This window comes from Klebsiella sp. I138, from assembly GCF_051131765.1.
Taxonomy (GTDB): Bacteria; Pseudomonadota; Gammaproteobacteria; order Enterobacterales; family Enterobacteriaceae; genus Klebsiella.
The window spans coordinates 1,645,357-1,663,161 of record NZ_CP180447.1; the positions used below are offsets into that span (position 1 = coordinate 1,645,357).

The 17,805-nt window shown below is 58.5% G+C and carries 17 protein-coding genes and 1 pseudogene; 5 read left to right on the plus strand and 13 right to left on the minus strand.

Annotated features, from left to right (window positions below; genetic code table 11):
• Positions 1-81 precede the first annotated feature (81 nt).
• The 3 genes and pseudogenes from azoR (at position 82) to nadS (ending at position 1,536) form a co-directional block, all read left to right on the plus strand.
• Positions 82-687: an FMN-dependent NADH-azoreductase gene (gene azoR / locus ACMYSK_RS07685; protein ID WP_434641540.1), complete on the plus strand. Its 606-nt coding sequence runs from the start codon at positions 82-84 to the stop codon at positions 685-687.
• Positions 688-915: 228 nt separating this feature from the next.
• Positions 916-1,239, plus strand: a pseudogene (locus tag ACMYSK_RS07690) (type II toxin-antitoxin system RelE/ParE family toxin); the annotation flags it as partial.
• Positions 1,240-1,251: 12 nt separating this feature from the next.
• The gene (gene nadS / locus ACMYSK_RS07695; protein ID WP_434643977.1) at positions 1,252-1,536 is read left to right on the plus strand and encodes a NadS family protein; all 285 of its coding nucleotides are present in this window, start codon (positions 1,252-1,254) and stop codon (positions 1,534-1,536) included.
• A 25-nt stretch (positions 1,537-1,561) separates the two neighbouring features.
• On the opposite strand, the gene paaY is transcribed toward nadS, so the two are convergent.
• From paaY to paaA, 13 genes are all read right to left on the minus strand, one after another.
• A complete protein-coding gene (gene paaY / locus ACMYSK_RS07700; RefSeq protein WP_434641542.1) occupies positions 1,562-2,158 on the minus strand; it encodes a phenylacetic acid degradation protein PaaY in 597 nt (198 codons plus the stop codon).
• 9 nt (positions 2,159-2,167) lie between these two features.
• Positions 2,168-3,094 (minus strand): phenylacetic acid degradation operon negative regulatory protein PaaX, encoded by a 927-nt coding sequence (paaX, locus tag ACMYSK_RS07705; RefSeq protein WP_434641544.1) that lies wholly within the window; start codon positions 3,092-3,094, stop codon positions 2,168-2,170.
• Between the two features lie 188 nt (positions 3,095-3,282).
• Entirely contained in the window at positions 3,283-4,599 is a 1,317-nt protein-coding gene (gene paaK, locus ACMYSK_RS07710; RefSeq protein WP_434641545.1) for a phenylacetate--CoA ligase PaaK, read from the minus strand.
• A 26-nt stretch (positions 4,600-4,625) separates the two neighbouring features.
• Entirely contained in the window at positions 4,626-5,831 is a 1,206-nt protein-coding gene (pcaF, locus tag ACMYSK_RS07715) for a 3-oxoadipyl-CoA thiolase (protein ID WP_434641547.1), read from the minus strand.
• Complete coding sequence (paaI, locus tag ACMYSK_RS07720) at positions 5,831-6,253, minus strand: hydroxyphenylacetyl-CoA thioesterase PaaI (protein ID WP_434641548.1); 423 nt, start codon at positions 6,251-6,253, stop codon at positions 5,831-5,833. The genes pcaF and paaI overlap by 1 nt, the downstream gene beginning before the upstream one ends.
• Positions 6,243-7,685, minus strand: a complete 1,443-nt coding sequence (gene paaH, locus ACMYSK_RS07725) for a 3-hydroxyacyl-CoA dehydrogenase PaaH (RefSeq protein WP_434641550.1) — start codon at positions 7,683-7,685, stop codon at positions 6,243-6,245. Before paaH ends, paaI begins: the two co-directional genes overlap by 11 nt.
• A gap of 2 nt (positions 7,686-7,687) precedes the next feature.
• Entirely contained in the window at positions 7,688-8,476 is a 789-nt protein-coding gene (gene paaG, locus ACMYSK_RS07730; RefSeq protein ID WP_434641552.1) for a 2-(1,2-epoxy-1,2-dihydrophenyl)acetyl-CoA isomerase PaaG, read from the minus strand.
• 2 nt (positions 8,477-8,478) lie between these two features.
• A complete protein-coding gene (gene paaF, locus ACMYSK_RS07735; protein WP_434641554.1) occupies positions 8,479-9,246 on the minus strand; it encodes a 2,3-dehydroadipyl-CoA hydratase PaaF in 768 nt (255 codons plus the stop codon).
• Positions 9,243-10,313 (minus strand): 1,2-phenylacetyl-CoA epoxidase subunit PaaE, encoded by a 1,071-nt coding sequence (paaE, locus tag ACMYSK_RS07740; RefSeq protein WP_434641556.1) that lies wholly within the window; start codon positions 10,311-10,313, stop codon positions 9,243-9,245. The genes paaF and paaE overlap by 4 nt, the downstream gene beginning before the upstream one ends.
• 7 nt (positions 10,314-10,320) lie before the next feature.
• Positions 10,321-10,818, minus strand: coding sequence for a 1,2-phenylacetyl-CoA epoxidase subunit PaaD (paaD, locus tag ACMYSK_RS07745; protein WP_434641558.1), 498 nt, complete (start codon positions 10,816-10,818; stop codon positions 10,321-10,323).
• Between the two features lie 12 nt (positions 10,819-10,830).
• Positions 10,831-11,586, minus strand: a complete 756-nt coding sequence (paaC, locus tag ACMYSK_RS07750; RefSeq protein ID WP_434641560.1) for a 1,2-phenylacetyl-CoA epoxidase subunit PaaC — start codon at positions 11,584-11,586, stop codon at positions 10,831-10,833.
• Positions 11,587-11,593: 7 nt separating this feature from the next.
• Positions 11,594-11,881 (minus strand): 1,2-phenylacetyl-CoA epoxidase subunit PaaB, encoded by a 288-nt coding sequence (gene paaB / locus ACMYSK_RS07755; protein ID WP_434643980.1) that lies wholly within the window; start codon positions 11,879-11,881, stop codon positions 11,594-11,596.
• 11 nt (positions 11,882-11,892) lie between these two features.
• Complete coding sequence (gene paaA, locus ACMYSK_RS07760; protein WP_434641562.1) at positions 11,893-12,822, minus strand: 1,2-phenylacetyl-CoA epoxidase subunit PaaA; 930 nt, start codon at positions 12,820-12,822, stop codon at positions 11,893-11,895.
• A 286-nt stretch (positions 12,823-13,108) separates the two neighbouring features.
• Between paaA and paaZ the strand changes: the two genes are divergently transcribed.
• Together paaZ and tynA are read left to right on the plus strand one after the other, a co-directional pair.
• On the plus strand, positions 13,109-15,154 hold the full coding sequence (paaZ, locus tag ACMYSK_RS07765) for a phenylacetic acid degradation bifunctional protein PaaZ (protein ID WP_434641564.1): 2,046 nt from the start codon (positions 13,109-13,111) through the stop codon (positions 15,152-15,154).
• Between the two features lie 322 nt (positions 15,155-15,476).
• Entirely contained in the window at positions 15,477-17,744 is a 2,268-nt protein-coding gene (gene tynA / locus ACMYSK_RS07770; RefSeq protein ID WP_434641565.1) for a primary-amine oxidase, read from the plus strand.
• The last annotated feature ends 61 nt before the right edge of the window (positions 17,745-17,805 follow it).

Below are 17,805 nucleotides of genomic sequence, written 5' to 3' on the forward strand. Positions count from 1 at the left end.
CTTTCTCTGTGGCATGATTGTGAATACAGTGTCAACAAGCACCAGGGCATCGACCCGTCAATCTCATATAAGGAAACACCCATGAGCAAAGTATTAGTACTGAAATCCAGTATTCTGGCAGGGTACTCACAATCCGGTCAGCTGTCCGACTATTTTGTTGAACAATGGCGCGAACAGCACGCTGAAGATGTTATCACCGTACGTGACCTGGCAGCCAATCCGATTCCAGTACTGGATGGTGAACTGGTGGGTGCACTGCGTCCGAGCGATACCCCGCTGACTCCGCGCCAGCAGGAAGCGCTGACGCTGTCTGACGAGCTGATTGCCGAACTGAAAGCGAATGACGTCATTGTGATTGCGGCGCCGATGTATAACTTCAACATCCCGACCCAGCTGAAAAACTACTTCGACCTGGTGGCTCGCGCCGGTGTGACCTTCCGCTACACCGAAAAAGGACCAGAAGGTCTGGTCACCGGTAAACGTGCGGTGGTTCTGACCAGCCGTGGCGGTATCCATAAAGATACCCCGACTGACCTGGTCACGCCGTACCTGTCTACCTTCCTTGGCTTTATCGGTATCACCGACGTGAACTTTGTCTTCGCCGAAGGCATTGCTTACGGCCCGGAAGTCGCTGCCAAAGCACAGTCCGATGCCAAAGCGGCCATCGACAGCGTCGTTGCAGCATAAGAGTTAACTCCCACCGCCCGGTGGGAGTCTTTTTTCTCCCCATCCCCACGTTACGAGACACCTCGTAAAATCAGTAGTCCATTCCGCCAAAAATTCATTCAGCCTATACGATAGCGCTCGCGGCTTAAGGCAACCCGTTTCCGACCACCCGACAGATTGCCGTAAAATCATGGATCGGTACTATGTATACACAAAAGTGTACATAGTACCTTAATAAGGAGCATGCTCATGTGCTGTGCGATTGAGTTTATCGAAACGCCACTGTTTACCCGGCCGATATAACAGCTTACTACTACTGACGATGGGCTTCGGATGTTGCAGAAAGAACTTACAGGCAACCCGGATGCCGGGGATATCATCCAGAATACGGGTGAGCGACGGAAAATCAGGATGGCAACTGGCTCTCAGGAGAAAAGCGGCAGCGCGAGGGGTATGTATTTCCTCGCAACCGCTGAAATTATCTATCTGGTTTTGGCCTACCCGAAAAGCACCAAAGATAACCTGACCGATGCTGAAAAAGTGCAGCTCAAAAAACCAGCAAAACGACTGAAAATGAGGTGTGATATGCGTTTTTTTGATGAGCTTCAAACGTCTCTCAAAGAAGCTATTGATATCAAAAATGGCGATAAAGCCTCAGCCCGCGTGACTCGCTATGAGATTGCTGACGTGAAAACTATTCGAGCGCAGCTGAACGTTTCGCAGGCGGAAATGGCGCACGCGCTGGGAACCAGCGTGGATACCATAAAAAGCTGGGAGTCCAGACGACGCAACCCAACGGGGCTGGCGGCAAAAGTGCTGGCGGCTATTCAGGCGAACCCGGCGCTCTTTCGGGAGCTGGCTAAATATTAGGCCCTCCATGCCGGAGGGCTATCGCTCAGTATGATGATTTAGGCCGCAGACTTTCATCAAACTCAAGGCGCTTACGGTCTGGCTCCGCCTGTTTTAACGGCTCCACCTGATGCAGCGTCTGCTGGCAGCGTTCAACCAGCACCTGATACTCCCGCGTTCCCTGCTTTTTCCACGCGATCTCCTGCTCGCTTAAGGTGCGAATCGCTTTGGCCGGACTGCCGACAATCAGGTGGTTCGCCGGCATTTCTGCTTTGGCTTTGACAAACGCCGACGCGCCAACAATGCTGTTTTCCCCGATGGTCGCCCCGTCGATAATCACCGCGCTCATCCCCACCAGCGCATTGCGGCCAATGACGCAGCCGTGAAGAATCGCCCCGTGGCCGATATGCCCGTCCTCTTCCACCACCGTATCCTGACCGGGGAAACCGTGCATTACACAGTTATCCTGAATGTTGGCCCCGTCTTTGACCACAATGCGCCCAAAATCGCCGCGCAGGCTGGCATTCGGGCCGACGTACACGCCTTTCCCGAGGATCACATCGCCAATCAGCACCGCCGTGGGATGCACATAGCTTTCATCCGGCACAACGGGGGTCATACCGTCAATCTGATAAATCGGCATCAAGCCTCCTTAGGCGCCCGGCAGACCGCCAAAGCGCTGATAATAGAGCGGCCCCGGCGCGGGGAGTTCCCCCACCGAGCTTTCCCCTTTCTCACCGACGAAGGTCAACGCGCCCGGCGCGACCCGCTGATAAATATTGATACACAGCTGACGCGCAGTTTGCCCGGCCCAGTGCGCCGGTAATAACGCCTCCGGCAGCAGCGGATCTTTCAGCACCACCCGGCGATAGAAATGGATCAGCAGGAGTTGGATCTGGAAGCTGCGCGCCGGCGTTAGCTCGTCGACATCGGCATCACGCAGCAGCGGCAGCAGCGGGCGAAACAGCGCAATAAAGGTCTCATACATTGCGTTCTGTTCGGTCAAATGCCAGCACTCCTCAACGCGAGCGCGCAGTGCCGCCTGGGACAGGGCTAATGGCGAATGCGCTTCAAAACAGATCACGTTTTCCGCCACGCCCGCTTCGTGCAGGAGCGACTGCACATCGGCCATTTTTTGCGACGGCGAGGCCAGCAGACTGGGCGCCAGAGCACCAAAGCCTTGCCACAACAGCTGTTTTTTCACTTCCGTGAGCTGGTTTTTCTCCAGCCCCTCCGAGAGCAGCAGCAGCCAGGTCCCGTCCCACTCCGGCGCGCTGGCACGGTAAATTTTATGCTCCGCCCGCCGCGTGAGACGCAGTCCTTTGTCACTCAATCGATAGAAACTGCGCCGGCCGATACGTACCACGTCCAGCCACTCTTCTTTGTTCAGTCGGAACAGCGCCGTGCGCACGAAGCGTTCGCCAAACCCGAGGCCTTCCAGCAGTGCGGCCACGCTGCCGAGCCAGACCTCCCCGCCGCGTTGCAGTAGTGAATCCCCGTACAGCGAGGCAATCAGCGAAGTGCCGCTTATCGGCATCGCCTCGACGGCCTGTTGAATAAAGGTGTCAAGCTTACTCATCTGATTCATTCTGTTGTTGTTTTTGTCCTTTTCGAATCATAGCACAGGAATTCCCGCAGGCGATGCCGCGCACCTGTCCGGGCTACCGGTATGCAGACAGCTGTCAACCCGTAGCCCGGTCAGCAAGCGCCACCGGGTATCCACCGGCATGCAGACGACAATATTGACGCCGCAAGCCGGGGAAAAAATTAACCGCTGACGATAATTTTGCGCAGGTCCGAGACGCGGCAGGCCTTACCTTCAGAGCGAGGAATACTGCCGCAGTTGACGATGCTGATATCGGTTGAGATCCCCACCATCGACTTAATACGGTGACGCAGCTGATGGCAAATCTGGCAGCGCTGCTCATGGCTTAGCGATAAGCTGCTCTCTTTCAGCTCAACGCGTACCGAGAGTGAATCAAGATGGCCGCGACGATTGACTTCCAACTGATAGTGCGGCGACAGATGTTCGACTTTAAGGATCTCTTCTTCCAGCTGCGACGGGAAGACGTTCACTCCGCGAATAATCAGCATGTCGTCGCTGCGACCGCTGATGCGATCCATCCGGCGCATGGTCCGCGCGGTGCCTGGCAGCAGACGAGTCAGATCGCGGGTACGGTAGCGAATCACCGGCAGCGCCTCTTTGGTCAGGGTAGTAAACAGCAGTTCGCCGTGTTCGCCATCCGCCAGCGGCGTGCCGTCGTTCGGGTTAACCACTTCCGGGAAGAAATGGTCTTCCCAGATGGTCGGGCCGTCGGCGGTTTCCAGACACTCCATCGCCACCCCCGGCCCCATCACTTCCGACAGGCCGTAAATATCCAGAGCAGAGATGCCCAGGCGACGCTCAATCTCCGCCCGCATCGCCAGCGTCCACGGCTCAGCGCCGAAGACACCGACCCGCAGCGAGCAGCCGCTGGCATCACCGCCCATCTGGCGCTCAAGCTCTTCTATCAGATTCAGGCAATAAGAAGGCGTCACCATGATCATATCCGGCTGAAAATCGCGGATCAGCTGAGCCTGCTTTTCCGTCTGACCGCCGGACATCGGAATGACCGTGGCCCCCAGACGCTCTGCACCGTAATGGGCGCCGAGACCGCCGGTAAACAGGCCATAGCCGTAGGCGACGTGGATTTTGTCTTTGGCCGTACCGCCCGCCGCGCGCAGGGAGCGGGCAACAATATTGGCCCAGGTGTCGATATCATTTTGCGTATAGCCCACTACCGTTGGCTTACCGGTGGTGCCCGAGGAGGCGTGAATACGTACGATTTGCTCCATCGGTACCGCAAAAGTATCAAACGGATAGTTATCGCGCAGATCCTGTTTGGTGGTGCACGGGAACTTGCTCAGGTCGCTCAGTTCATGAAAATCATCAGGGTGGACGCCCGCGGCATCAAATTTGCGGCGGTACATGGGCACATTGTCATAGGCATGCTTCAGCGTCCATTTCAGGCGCTGGGTCTGCAAGGCTTGTAATTCGTCACGAGAAGCGGTTTCAATCGGATCTAATTTTGTATTAGTTATCATTTTAGGGTACTCGCAGGTAAATTCGCTCACACACGCTCAAGGATCATGGCAATGCCCTGACCCACGCCAATACACATCGTACACAGCGCATAGCGCCCGTTCCGTCGCTGCAGCTCCAGACTGGCGCTCAGCGCCAGCCGCGCACCGCTCATTCCCAGGGGATGGCCTAAAGCAATCGCGCCACCGTTGGGGTTAACATGCGCCGCATCGTCCGCCAGGCCCAACTGCCTGAGCACGCCCAACGCCTGGGCGGCGAACGCTTCGTTCAGTTCGATAACATCCATGTCGTTGATATTCAGACCCGCGCGCTCCAGCACTTTACGCACCGCCGGAACCGGCCCCAGCCCCATAAACTTTGGTTCTACGCCCGCGGTGGCCATCGCCACAATTCGCGCTCGCGGGGTTAACCCCTGGGCGCGCGCCTGCTGCTCGCTGGCGATAATCAGCGCGGCGGCGCCATCGTTGACCCCGGAGGCGTTGCCTGCGGTCACCACCCCACCTTTCCGGAACGGCGTTTTTAACCCGGCCAGCTGTTCAAGCGTGGTATCCGCACGCGGATGTTCATCGTCGCGAACCGCGCTTACCGCGCCTTTCTTTCCAATAATTTGAACCGGCACGATTTCCTGCGCCAGAATCCCCTCCCGCTGCGCTTTTGCCGTCAACTGCTGGCTGCGCAAGGCGAAAGCATCCTGATCGGCCCGGCTGATGTTTAACAATTCAGCTACATTCTCTGCCGTTTCCGGCATGCTGTCAGTGCCAAATTGTTGCTGCATGAGCGGGTTCACAAAACGCCAGCCGATAGTGGTATCAAACAGCTCCGCCTGACGCTGGAACGGCGCGCTGGCCTTACCCATCACAAACGGCGCCCGCGACATAGACTCTACGCCACCGGCGATCATCAGGTCCGCGTCACCGGCTTTGATGGCGCGAGCGGCAAAGCCAATCGCGTCCAGGCCGGAACCGCACAGGCGGTTGATGGTGGTGCCGGAGACCGTCTGTGGATACCCTGCCAGCAGGGTCGCCATATGCGCTACGTTACGGTTATCTTCCCCGGCCTGGTTCGCGCAGCCGAAAATGACGTCATCAATACACGCGGGATCCAGCCCTGGATTGCGGCTTAACAATTCGCGCAGCGGAATGGCGGCCAAATCATCGGCGCGGACGCCGGCAAGCGCCCCGCCGTAACGGCCAATCGGCGTACGAATCCCATCACAGATAAAGGCGTCGCGCATCACACTTCTCCCGTTATTGTGCCGCCGATGCGGTGCGATTTACCGCGAAACAGGGCCACAATTTTTTGTTGTTGGTTAACGATTTCAATGTCATAGACGCCGGTCAGTTTTCCCTGCTGTTTCACCCGCGCCGTGGCGACCAGGCGATCGCCGGCAAAGGCCGGACGCAGGAAGTCGATGCTGGCGGCAGAGGCCACCGCCGCCAGCCCCTGGCTGTTGCAGGCGTAGGCAAACGCGGTATCAGCCAGTGAAAACAGCTGCCCACCGTGACAGGTCTGGTGGCCGTTGAGCATTGTGGGCGACACGGTCATACTCATCTGCGCATAGCCGTCATCCATCTCGATAATCTCGATGCCGAGGGTTCTGGCACAGGTGTCGTTTTCGTACATCACGCGCGCGTTGCGCCAGGCATCATTGCTCATTACGTTTCTCCACCAGCGCCTTCTGGCGCAGTAAGGAACCGGGGCGATAGCGCTCTTCGCCATAGTGCTGTTGCAGGTTTTCCAGCAGGCGCAGTACGCGCTGCCAGCCCAGAGATTCGCCCCACGCCAGCGGGCCGTGCGGGTAGTTGACACCAAGACGCATGGCGGTATCGATGTCCGCTGCAGTGGCGACACCTTTTTGCACCGCATCCAGCGCTTCATTAATCAGCATGGCGAGAGTCCGCCAGACCAGCAGGCCGGGATAATCGGCAATCAGCAGCACTTTTTTGCCCTGCTGCTGGAAATAGCGCACCGCTTTGTCGGTCGCCGACGCCGGGTTCGTTGCCGCTGACGCCAGAACCACGGTGTCGCCGGCACAATAGTCGTACACCACGACCGGACAGCCATACTGCACGCTCAGCGCCTGGGCGGTTTCGCCAGCCGTTTCAAGCAGCCGGACGTCGTCCAGTTCAATTACCACCACGCCAGTGACACTGTCACATTTTGTGCGAACGTTTTTCGCTCCGCACGCTTCAGCCACGAGGTCCAGCGCCGGGTCAGATGTCGCCTCGACAGGCCAGCGATAGACGCCCTGTCCGCTCTTCTTACCCAGTCGCCCGGCCAACGCCAGCTCCTGCTGTACCAGCGACGGCAGAAAACGCCGGTCCTGCCAGAACGCGTTAAAAACCGAACAGGTCACGGCGAAATTGACGTCCTGGCCAATCAGGTCAGTCAGCGCCAGCGGCCCCATCGGGAACCCCCCTCCGTCACGCAGCGCGGCATCAATCACTGCCGGGGGTGCCACCTGTTCTTCCAGCGCTCGCCACGCCTCGGCATAAAACGGTCGCGCCACACGGTTGACGATAAAGCCCGGCGTCGAGCGGCAGCGTACCGGTTGTTTTCCCCATGCGGTTACGCACTGGCATAGCTGTTCGACCACTTCCGGCGAGGTCGCCAGACCGCTCACTACCTCGACCAGCTTCATCACCGGCGCGGGGTTAAAGAAGTGCAGTCCGGCCACACGTTCGGGATGCTTCACGTCAGCGGCAATGGCGGTGATCGAAATTGAAGAGGTATTGCTGGTCAGCAGCGTTGACGGAGAGCAGATCGTCGCCAGCTGGCTGAAAAGCGCTTTTTTGACGTCCGGGCGCTCAGAGGCTGCTTCGATAACCAACCAGGCCTCGGACAGCGCGGAAAGCTCGGTTACCGGCACAATCCGGGCGGTCAGCGCAGCCGCGTGGTCCGCAGCCAGCTTGCCACGCGCCACGCGGGCGGCAAGACGCTGACCAATACCGTCAACCGCACGGGTTAACGCCTCGGTGGCAATATCGTAGAGCAGAACCGGGTGTCCGGCTGCGGCAGCAACTTCGGCAATACCGGCCCCCATCGTGCCAGCGCCGATCACGGCGACGGTCTGTTGTGTTTGGCTCATGTTTATTTCCCGCTGAACTGTGGAGGACGCTTCGCAAGGAAAGCGCTGACGCCTTCCCGGTAGTCATCGCTACGTCCGGCCAGACGCTGGTAATCACGTTCAAGATCCAGCTGCGCATCGAGGCCGTTAGTTTCCGATGCCAGCAGCGCTTTCTTAATAAGCCCAAGACCAAAGGTAGGCTGTGCCGCCAGATGGCGAGCCAGTTGACGACTGGTGTCGGCCAGTTCAGCGTCCTCCACCAGTTGCCAGATCATCCCCCACTGCGCGGCTTGTTCGGCGCTGAGCTTTTCACCCAGCAGCGCCAGCCCCATTGCCCTGGCGCGCCCGGCCACCCGCGGCAGGAACCAGCTGCCGCCGCAGTCCGGCACCAGCCCGAGTTTGCTGAAGGCCATCACAAAGTTCGCCGAGCGGGCCGCGAGAACAATGTCGCAGCCCAGAGCCAGGGTGGCACCCGCACCGGCCGCCACGCCGTTCACCGCCGCAATGACCGGCTTTGGCAGCGCCGCCAGGCGGCGCACCAGCGGGTTATAGAAACGTTCAACGGACAGGCCGAGATCCGGCGCCGGGCCGCTGGGGTCCACGTTGCGGTCGTTCAAATCCTGACCGGCGCAAAAACCGCGTCCGGCACCGGTAATCAGCAGGCAGCGCACGTTCTCATCGCGCTCGGCCTGGGTCAGACACGCCGCCAGCTGTTGATGCATAAGGTCGTTAAAACTGTTAAGACGATCCGGGCGGTTAAGGGTAATCGTCATCACACCCTGTTCTACTTCGCTGAGAATAAAAGCGTCCACGATTAGCGTCCTTTAAATTCCGGGGTTCGTTTTTGTAAGAAGGCGGCAATACCTTCCCGGCGGTCGTCGGTGGCGCTCAGCAGCGTAAACAGCTGGCGCTCCTGCTGTAGTCCTGCCTGAAGGCTCACTTCCTGCGCCTGGCGCAGAGACTGTTTCGCCGCACGCAGCGCCAGCGGCGAGTGACGGGCGATAGTCGCCGCCAGCTTCAGGGCATATTCGTTGGTTAACGGTGCCGGCGTGATTTCACTGACCAGGCCGGCCTGTTGCGCCCGCTGTGCATCAATACTTTCGCCGCTCAGCACCATGCGGCTGGCCAGCGCTTTCCCGACGCTACGGATCAGGCGCTGGGTGCCTCCGGCGCCGGGCATAATCCCGAGAGTGATTTCCGGCAGGCCGAAGCGCGCGTTATCCCCCGCCACCACCAGGTCGCACAGCAGCGCCAGTTCACAGCCGGCCCCGAGGGCATAGCCGTTAACAGCCGCAATCAGCGGTTTCGGAAAGGCATCAATGCGCGCCCACAGTCGCGGACGAATATCGTCCATCGTGGCAGGCAAGTCTTTTTCCGCCATTTCGTTCAGGTCGGCCCCGGCGGCAAAAAAACGACTGCTGCCGCCGATCACACAGGCATTGATGGTCGGGTCAGCCGCCGCCGCGTCCAGTGCATCGGCAATCTGCGCCAGCAGCGCGTTATTTAAAGCGTTGCGCGCCTGCGGGCGATTCAGGGTCAGTTGCAGAACGCGTTCGTGGCGGGCTATCAGCAGATCGCTCATGCCATTCCCCTTGCGTCAAAATCGACCACCACATCGCCGCTGGTCGGCAGCGCCTGGCAGCTCAGGACATATCCGGCAGCCAGCTCTTCCGCTTCCAGGCTATAGTTGGCCGCCATCGCCACTTCCCCACGCAGCACTTTACATTTACAGGTCGCACAGACGCCGCCTTTACAGGCGAAGGGTAAATCCGCCCCCTGGCGCAGGGCCGCATCCAGAATGCTGTCGTCATCCGCGTTCAGGGCAATCTGCCGGTCGCGGCCGTCCTGACGAATCGTAACGGTGCGGCCTTCCGCCTGTACGCCTGTCGCGCGTTTAACGCTGCTTCCTGGCGTATTAAACCGTTCGAGATGAATACGGTTTTCCGCCATCCCCAGCGCACGCAGCGCCGCTTCAGCCTCATCCATCATCACCGTCGGACCGCAGATAAAGGCCTCATCGTAGCGGCTGAAATCCAGCAATTTTGCGGAAAGAGCGTGCAGTTTCTCGCCGTCAATACGCCCCTGGAGCAAATCGCTGTCCATCGACTCCTGGCTGAACAGATGAACGACCTGTAGCCGCTGCGGATAGCGATCTTTTAAATCCGCCAGCGCCTGGCGAAACATCATGCTGCTGCTGCTGCGGTTCCCATAGATCAGGGTGAAGCGACTATCCGCTTCGGTGGCAAGCGTCGCGCCAATTATCGCCATCATCGGCGTGATCCCGGAGCCGGCGGCAATCGCCAGGTAGTCAGCCTCGCGCCCGGCCTGCGGCTGGTAGCCGAAATGCCCCTGTGGAACCATCACCTCCAGCACCATCCCCTGGCAGATATCGCTCTGCGCATAGCGGGAGAATCGTCCGCCGTCGATGGCTTTGACCGCCACGCTGATTTCCGCCGGTGAGCGACTGCGGCAGATGGAGTAGCAGCGGCGAAGCTCTTCCCCACCAAGGCGGGCTTTTACGGTCAGGTGCTGGCCCGGACGGAAGGCATACTCCGCCTGCAGCGCGTCGGGAATCGCAAAGGTAATGGTCACCGCATCGCGGGTTTCCGGCTCCACTTTCGCGACGGTAAGCGAATGAAACGTCGTCATGGCAACCTCAAATACATTTAAAGTAATCAAAGGGTTCGCGGCAGCTGTCGCAGCGGTAAAGCGCTTTGCAGGCCGTCGAACCGAATTCACTGATCGGCGCGGTATGTACGCTGCCGCAGCGCGGGCAAACCACCTCTTGTGCCAGTCCGGCATGACAGGCGTGCCCCTGCGGCGGGCTTATGCCGTACTGACGCAGGCGCTCACGGGCGTCCTGGTTCATCCAGTCGGTGGTCCACGGCGGGTCAAGCTGGAGGACAATATGCACCGGCGTATAGCCGTGGCGAGTCATCATCGAGCGAATTTCCCCCAGCAGATGTTCCGTCGCCGGGCAGCCCGAGTAGGTCGGGGTAAAGCCGATCACCCAGCCTTCGCCGTGTGCTGCAACGCTGCGCACCATGCCAAGGTCGGTAATGGTCAGCACCGGCACTTCCGGATCGGGGATTTCACTTAACAGCGCCCAGATAGCGTGGACTTCTGCGGGAGCGATATCGGCGAGACGTTGCATAGCCACCTCCTGTTACCACTGCTGACCGGGATAAGCGCGTTGCAGATACTGCATTTCCGCCAGCAACGGCCCGAGATGTTCACTGTGCAGCCCCTGTTTTCCGCCGTGGCGAAACGCCGCCTCTTGCGGAATCTGGAGCCCGGCGTCGAGCAGCGCGGTGTGAACCGTGCTCTGCCACTCCGCCTGCAGGTCACGCGGGTCAACGGCGATTCCCTGTTCAATGAGGGCGCTTTCCAGCGCATCGACGAGGAATAATTCCCCGGTAAAGCGCCACAGGCCATCAACCGCCTGCTGCATTTTCTGCGCCGAGAGCGCGGTGCCATTGCCCAGACGTTCCAGCCAGCCGCGGCTGAAGCGCAGGTGATAGCGCACTTCTTTCAGTCCCTTGGCGGCAATGGCAGCAATTTGGGCATCGCGGCTGTTGGCCAGGCGGGTAAACAGCGCCACGTGCCAGGCATCCATAAAGAACTGGCGGGCAATCGTGTCGGCAAAGTTGCCGTTCGGTTGTTCCACCAGCAGTAAATTGCCGTACTGACGTTCATCCCGGCCATAGGCCAGGGTGTCTTCATCGCCGCTCCCCATAAGCTCTGCCGCATAGCTGAGGAAGTTACGCGCCTGGCCCAGCAGGTCGAGGCCGATATTAGCCAGCGCCAGGTCAATTTCCAGCTCCGGCGCATGACCGCACCACGCGCCTAAGCGCTGGGCCAGCACCAGGCCGTTATCGCCAAGACGCAGCGCATAGGTTGCAACGGGATTCAGATTGTTCATCGTTGCCTCACATATGTTCCATGCCGTCTGGCACGTTGTAGAAAGTGGGATGGCGATAGACTTTGCTCTCCGCCGGGTCAAAAAATTCACCGCGCTCATCTGGTTGGGATGCAATGATCTGGCTGGCTTTCACCACCCACAGGGAGCAGCCTTCGCTGCGACGGGTATACACATCGCGGGCATTTTCCAACGCCATCTGGTCATCTGCGGCATGCAGGCTGCCGACGTGACGATGGGATAATCCCTGTTTGCTGCGAACAAAAACTTCATATAACGGCCAGTACACGTTGCTCATCATGCTTCTCCTTATGCCGCGTCGCGGGGGTGTTGTTTTTGGGCATGCGCCAGCGCGGCTTCCCGCACCCATGCCCCTTCTTCCCAGGCTTTACGCTTGGCGGCCAGGCGTTCGTGGTTACAGATACCGCGCCCGTTAATCACGTCATTCAGTTCCTGCCAGTTGATTTCGCCAAAGCGGTAGTGACCGGTTGCTTCATCCAGCTGCAAATCCGCATCGGGTACGGTCATACCGAGGATGGCGACCTGCGGGACAGTGTTATCGACAAAGCGCTGACGCAGTTCATCGTTAGAGTGCAGTTTGATTTTCCACGCCATGCTGCGCGCGCTGTTCGGCGAGCTGTCGTCGCTCGGGCCAAACATCATCAGGGCCGGCCACCAGAAGCGGTTAATCGCATCCTGCAACATCTGCCTCTGGGCTTCGCTCCCCTGGGCCAGCGCCATGCAGGCTTCAAATCCCTGACGCTGGTGAAAGCTCTCTTCTTTGCAAATTTTGACCATCGCCCGGGCATACGGCCCGTAGGAGGTCCGGCACAACGCCACCTGGTTGACGATAGCGGCGCCGTCGACCAGCCAGCCGATCACGCCGATATCCGCCCAGCTCAGCGTCGGGTAGTTAAAGATTGAGGAGTACTTCATCTGGCCATCTAGCATCTTCTGATACAGGTCTTCCCGGGCGCAGCCGAGCGTTTCCGCCGCGCTATAGAGGTACAGACCGTGCCCGGCTTCATCCTGCACCTTTGCCAGCAGAATCGCTTTCCGACGCAGGGTTGGCGCACGGGTAATCCAGTTTCCTTCCGGCAGCATGCCGACAATTTCGGAGTGCGCATGCTGGCCAATCTGACGGATCAGCGTTTTACGGTAGGCATCCGGCATCCAGTCCTGGGGTTCGATGGCCGTATCCTGCGCGATGCGCTGGTCAAAGCGTTGTTCTTCTGTCACGTCATCACCTTTATGATTCCGATAAATTCAACAAACAAACATTTGTGAATCACATTGTTTTATAAAAGTTACACTCAGGTTAAATAAAACCACAAATTTTGTTTGTGTTTTTTGTGATGGTTACAGCAAAAAACATCCGCCACACCGCGAAAACACCGGCAGACTGCGGCAAGGCACGACGCGCCCGCGATCACAATGTTAATAAATTATTAAATAGTCACTTGCATTTTATGATTCAGAAAATAACTATTTATAAAGATTTCACGTAACACATTGGAGATTCGCAATGCAGCAGTTAGCCAGCTACTTATCCGGCGCCTGGCAGACCGGCCGGGGCCGCGCCCGTACTCTTCGCCACGCCATCAGCGGTGAAGCATTATGGGAAGTCACCAGCGAAGGGCTGGATATGGCGCAGGCGCGCCGTTTTGCCATCGATCACGGCGGTAAAGCGTTACAGGCCATGACCTTTATCGAACGCAGCGCAATGCTGAAAGCGGTGGCCAGGCACTTACTGGAAGAAAAAAACGCGTTTTATGCTATTTCGGCGCAAACCGGGGCGACCCGAGCCGATAGCTGGGTCGATATTGAAGGGGGGATCGGCACCCTGTTTACCTATGCCAGTCTCGGCAGCCGCGAGCTGCCGGACGATACTCTGTGGCCGGAAGATGAACTGATCCCGCTGTCGAAACAGGGAGGCTTCGCCGCACGCCATGTGCTGACCTCAAAATCCGGCGTCGCGGTGCATATCAACGCTTTTAACTTCCCCTGCTGGGGGATGCTGGAAAAGCTGGCACCCACCTGGCTTGCCGGTATGCCGGCGATCATCAAACCGGCTACCGCCACTGCTCAGTTGACCCAGGCGATGGTCAAATCCATCGTCGAGAGTGGCCTGGTTCCTGACGGGGCCATCAGCCTGATTTGCGGCGGCGCGGGCGATCTGCTTGACCACCTGGATTGCCAGGATGTGGTGACCTTTACCGGCTCGGCGCATACCGGCCAGCAGCTCCGCGTTCACCCCAACCTGGTCGCGAAGTCGATCCCCTTCACCATGGAAGCCGATTCGCTGAACTGCTGCGTGCTTGGCGAGGACGTCACCCCCGAACAGCCGGAGTTTGCGCTGTTTATCCGCGAAGTGGTGCGCGAGATGACGACCAAGGCCGGACAGAAATGTACCGCTATCCGCCGCATTATCGTTCCTCAGGCGCAGATTCAGGCGGTCAGCGAGGCGCTGATTGCTCGTCTGCAAAAGGTGAGCGTTGGCGACCCGGCACAGGAAGGGGTGAAAATGGGCGCGTTGGTCAGCCACGACCAGCGCCAGGACGTGCAGAACAACGTGAACGCGCTGATTCAGGCCGGGTGCGAAGCCCTGCTCGGCGGTCAGGCCGATCTTAACGCCGACGGTGCTTTCTTCCCGCCAACGCTGCTGTTCTGCCCGCAGCCGGATGAAACCCCGGCGGTGCATGCCATCGAAGCATTTGGCCCGGTAGCCACCCTGATGCCGTATCAGCATCGCGAGCATGCGCTGACGCTGGCGCGCGCCGGCGAAGGCAGCCTGGTCGGAACGTTGGTGACCGCCAGCGGTGAACTGGCGCGTGAGTTTATTCTTGGCGCCGCCCGTTCTCACGGCCGTATCCAGATCCTCAACCAGGAGTCGTCCGCAGAATCCACCGGTCACGGTTCACCGCTGCCACAGCTGGTGCATGGCGGGCCGGGGCGCGCGGGCGGCGGTGAAGAGCTCGGTGGCCTGCGCGCGGTGAAACACTATATGCAGCGCACTGCGGTTCAGGGTAGCCCGACGATGCTGGCAGCGATTGGTCAACAGTGGGTTCGCGGCGCCGAAGTCAGCGAAGATCGCATTCATCCGTTCCGCAAATATTTTGAAGAGATCCAGCCCGGCGATAGCCTGCTGACGCCGCGCCGCACGCTGACCGAAGCGGACATCGTTAATTTTGCCTGCCTCAGCGGCGATCATTTCTACGCCCACATGGACAAAATTGCCGCCGCAGACTCCATTTTCGGCGAGCGCGTCGTGCACGGCTACTTCCTGATTTCTGCCGCCGCCGGGCTGTTTGTCGATGCCGGTGTCGGGCCGGTCATCGCCAACTACGGTATGGAAAACCTGCGCTTTATCGAACCGGTAAAACCAGGCGATACCATTCAGGTTCGCCTGACCTGTAAGCGTAAAACCGTGAAGCGTCAGCGCAGTGCCGAAGAGAAAGCAACCGGCGTGGTGGAGTGGGCGGTAGAAATATTTAACCAGCACCAGCAGCCGGTGGCGCTCTATTCCATCCTGACGCTGGTTGCCCGCCAGCACGGCGACTTTGCGAGTTAAACACGCTGTGCCTGCCCTGTCGTTCCGGCAAATGCCGGGCGGCCAGGGTCGGTTCCCGATGCCTCTGCGGAGGCATTTTTTGTGCCCTGTGCACGTCATGAGGCTGATAACTGGCAAACCTGACAAACAACCTGGCAAGAGCAAACAAACGTTCACCCGCCAACCGCTGGTAGGTTAAAGCGAGTAAAGCCGACTTTTCGCAGCGGCAAGAGACAACACAACTCGCCGGAATCATTGGCGTTGCAGGCAATAGCAGGGACGCGTGGTCACCGTAGATGCAACCCAAAGCATGACGGGAATAAAAATATAAGATGAGGTCACAATGGCAATTAACTCAATTCGTTCCCCGCGTAAAACAGCCTTAGCCCTGGCCGTTGCGCTGTTTTGTGCCTGGCAGTCACCGGCGTTCGCCCACGGCGACGAAGCGCACATGGTTCCGATGGACAAGACCCTGCAGGCGTTTGGCGCCGACGTACAGTGGGATGATTATGCCCAGATGTTTACCCTAATGAAGGATGGCGCCTACGTCAAAGTGAAGCCCGGCGCCAAAACGGCCATCGTCAACGGCAAGACGCTGAATTTACAGGTTCCGGTGGTGATGAAAGACGGTAAAGCGTGGGTCTCCGATACCTTTATCAATGATGTCTTCCAGTCCGGCCTTGACCAGACATTCCAGGTTGAGAAGCGCCCGCATCCGCTCAACTCGCTATCGTCTGCGGAGATCAGCGAAGCGGTGACGATTGTTAAAGCCTCGCCGGAATTCCGCCCCAACACCCGCTTTACCGAAATTTCTCTGCATGAGCCGGATAAAGCGGCGGTGTGGGCCTTCGCGTTAAAAGGCACCGCGGTTGATGCACCGCGTACCGCGGACGTCGTGATGCTCGATGGTAAGCACGTTATCGAAAGCGTGGTGGATTTACAGAATAAGAAAATCCTCTCCTGGCAGCCGATTAAAGATGCCCACGGCATGGTCCTGCTGGATGATTTCGTCAGCGTGCAAAACATCATTAACGCCAGTGATGAATTCGCCGCCGTGCTCAAAAAACACGGTATCACCGATACCAAAAAGGTGATCACGACCCCGCTGACCGTCGGCTACTTTGACGGCAAAGACGGCCTGAAACAGGATTCTCGCCTGCTGAAAGTCGTGAGCTATCTGGATACCGGCGACGGTAACTACTGGGCACACCCGATCGAAAACCTGGTCGCCGTCGTGGACCTTGAACAGAAAAAAATCATTAAAATCGAAGAAGGTCCGGTTATCCCGGTTCCGATGGAACCACGCCCTTATGATGGTCGCGACCGCGTGGCAGCCGCCGTTAAACCGCTGGATATCACCGAACCGGAAGGCAAAAACTACACCATTACCGGCGACACGATTCACTGGCAGAACTGGGATTTCCACCTGCGTCTGAATTCGCGCGTCGGGCCGATTCTTTCTACCGTGACCTACAACGACAACGGGAAAAAACGCCAGGTCATGTATGAAGGTTCACTGGGTGGGATGATCGTCCCTTACGGCGACCCGGACGTAGGCTGGTACTTCAAAGCCTATCTCGACTCCGGGGACTACGGCATGGGCACCCTGACCTCGCCAATCATTCGCGGCAAAGATGCACCGGCGAACTCGGTGTTGTTGGATGAAACCATCGCTGATTATACCGGCACGCCGACCACCATCCCGCACGCCATCGCGATCTTCGAGCGCTATGCTGGCCCGGAATATAAGCATCAGGAGATGGGACAACCGAACGTCAGCACCGAGCGCCGCGAACTGGTGGTGCGCTGGATCAGTACCGTTGGCAACTACGACTATATCTTTGACTGGGTATTCCACGAGAACGGCACCATCGGCATTGATGCCGGCGCGACCGGGATCGAAGCGGTCAAAGGCGTCATGGCGAAGACCATGCACGATCCGAGCGCGAAAGAAGATACCCGTTACGGGACGCTGATCGACCATAATATCGTCGGTACCACGCACCAGCATATCTACAACTTCCGCCTGGATCTTGACGTCGATGGCGAGAACAACACGCTGGTCGCCATGGATCCGGAAGTGAAGCCAAATACCGCCGGCGGCCCGCGTACCAGTACCATGCAGATTAATCAGTACACTATCGACAGCGAACAAAAAGCGGCGCAGAAGTTCGATCCGGGCACCATTCGCCTGCTGAGTAATACCACCAAAGAGAACCGGATGGGTAACCCGGTGTCGTATCAGATTATCCCGTATGCGGGCGGTACCCACCCGGCGGCAACCGGTGCCAAATTCGCCCCGGATGAGTGGATTTATCACCGCCTGAGCTTTATGGATAAACAGCTGTGGGTGACCCGCTATCACCCGCAGGAACGCTATCCGGAAGGGAAATACCCGAACCGCTCGGTCCATGATACCGGCCTTGGTGCTTATGCGAAGGATAATGAATCGCTGACCAACCACGATGACGTCGTCTGGATAACTACCGGTACCACCCACGTGGCGCGTGCGGAAGAGTGGCCGATTATGCCAACCGAATGGGCGCACGCCCTGTTGAAACCGTGGAACTTCTTTGACGAAACGCCGACGCTTGGCGAAAAGAAAAAGTAGGTTTTCCCGGCAGATGACGGCACGGATGCCGTCGATACACCGCGCGTTGCGTGCCGCTTCT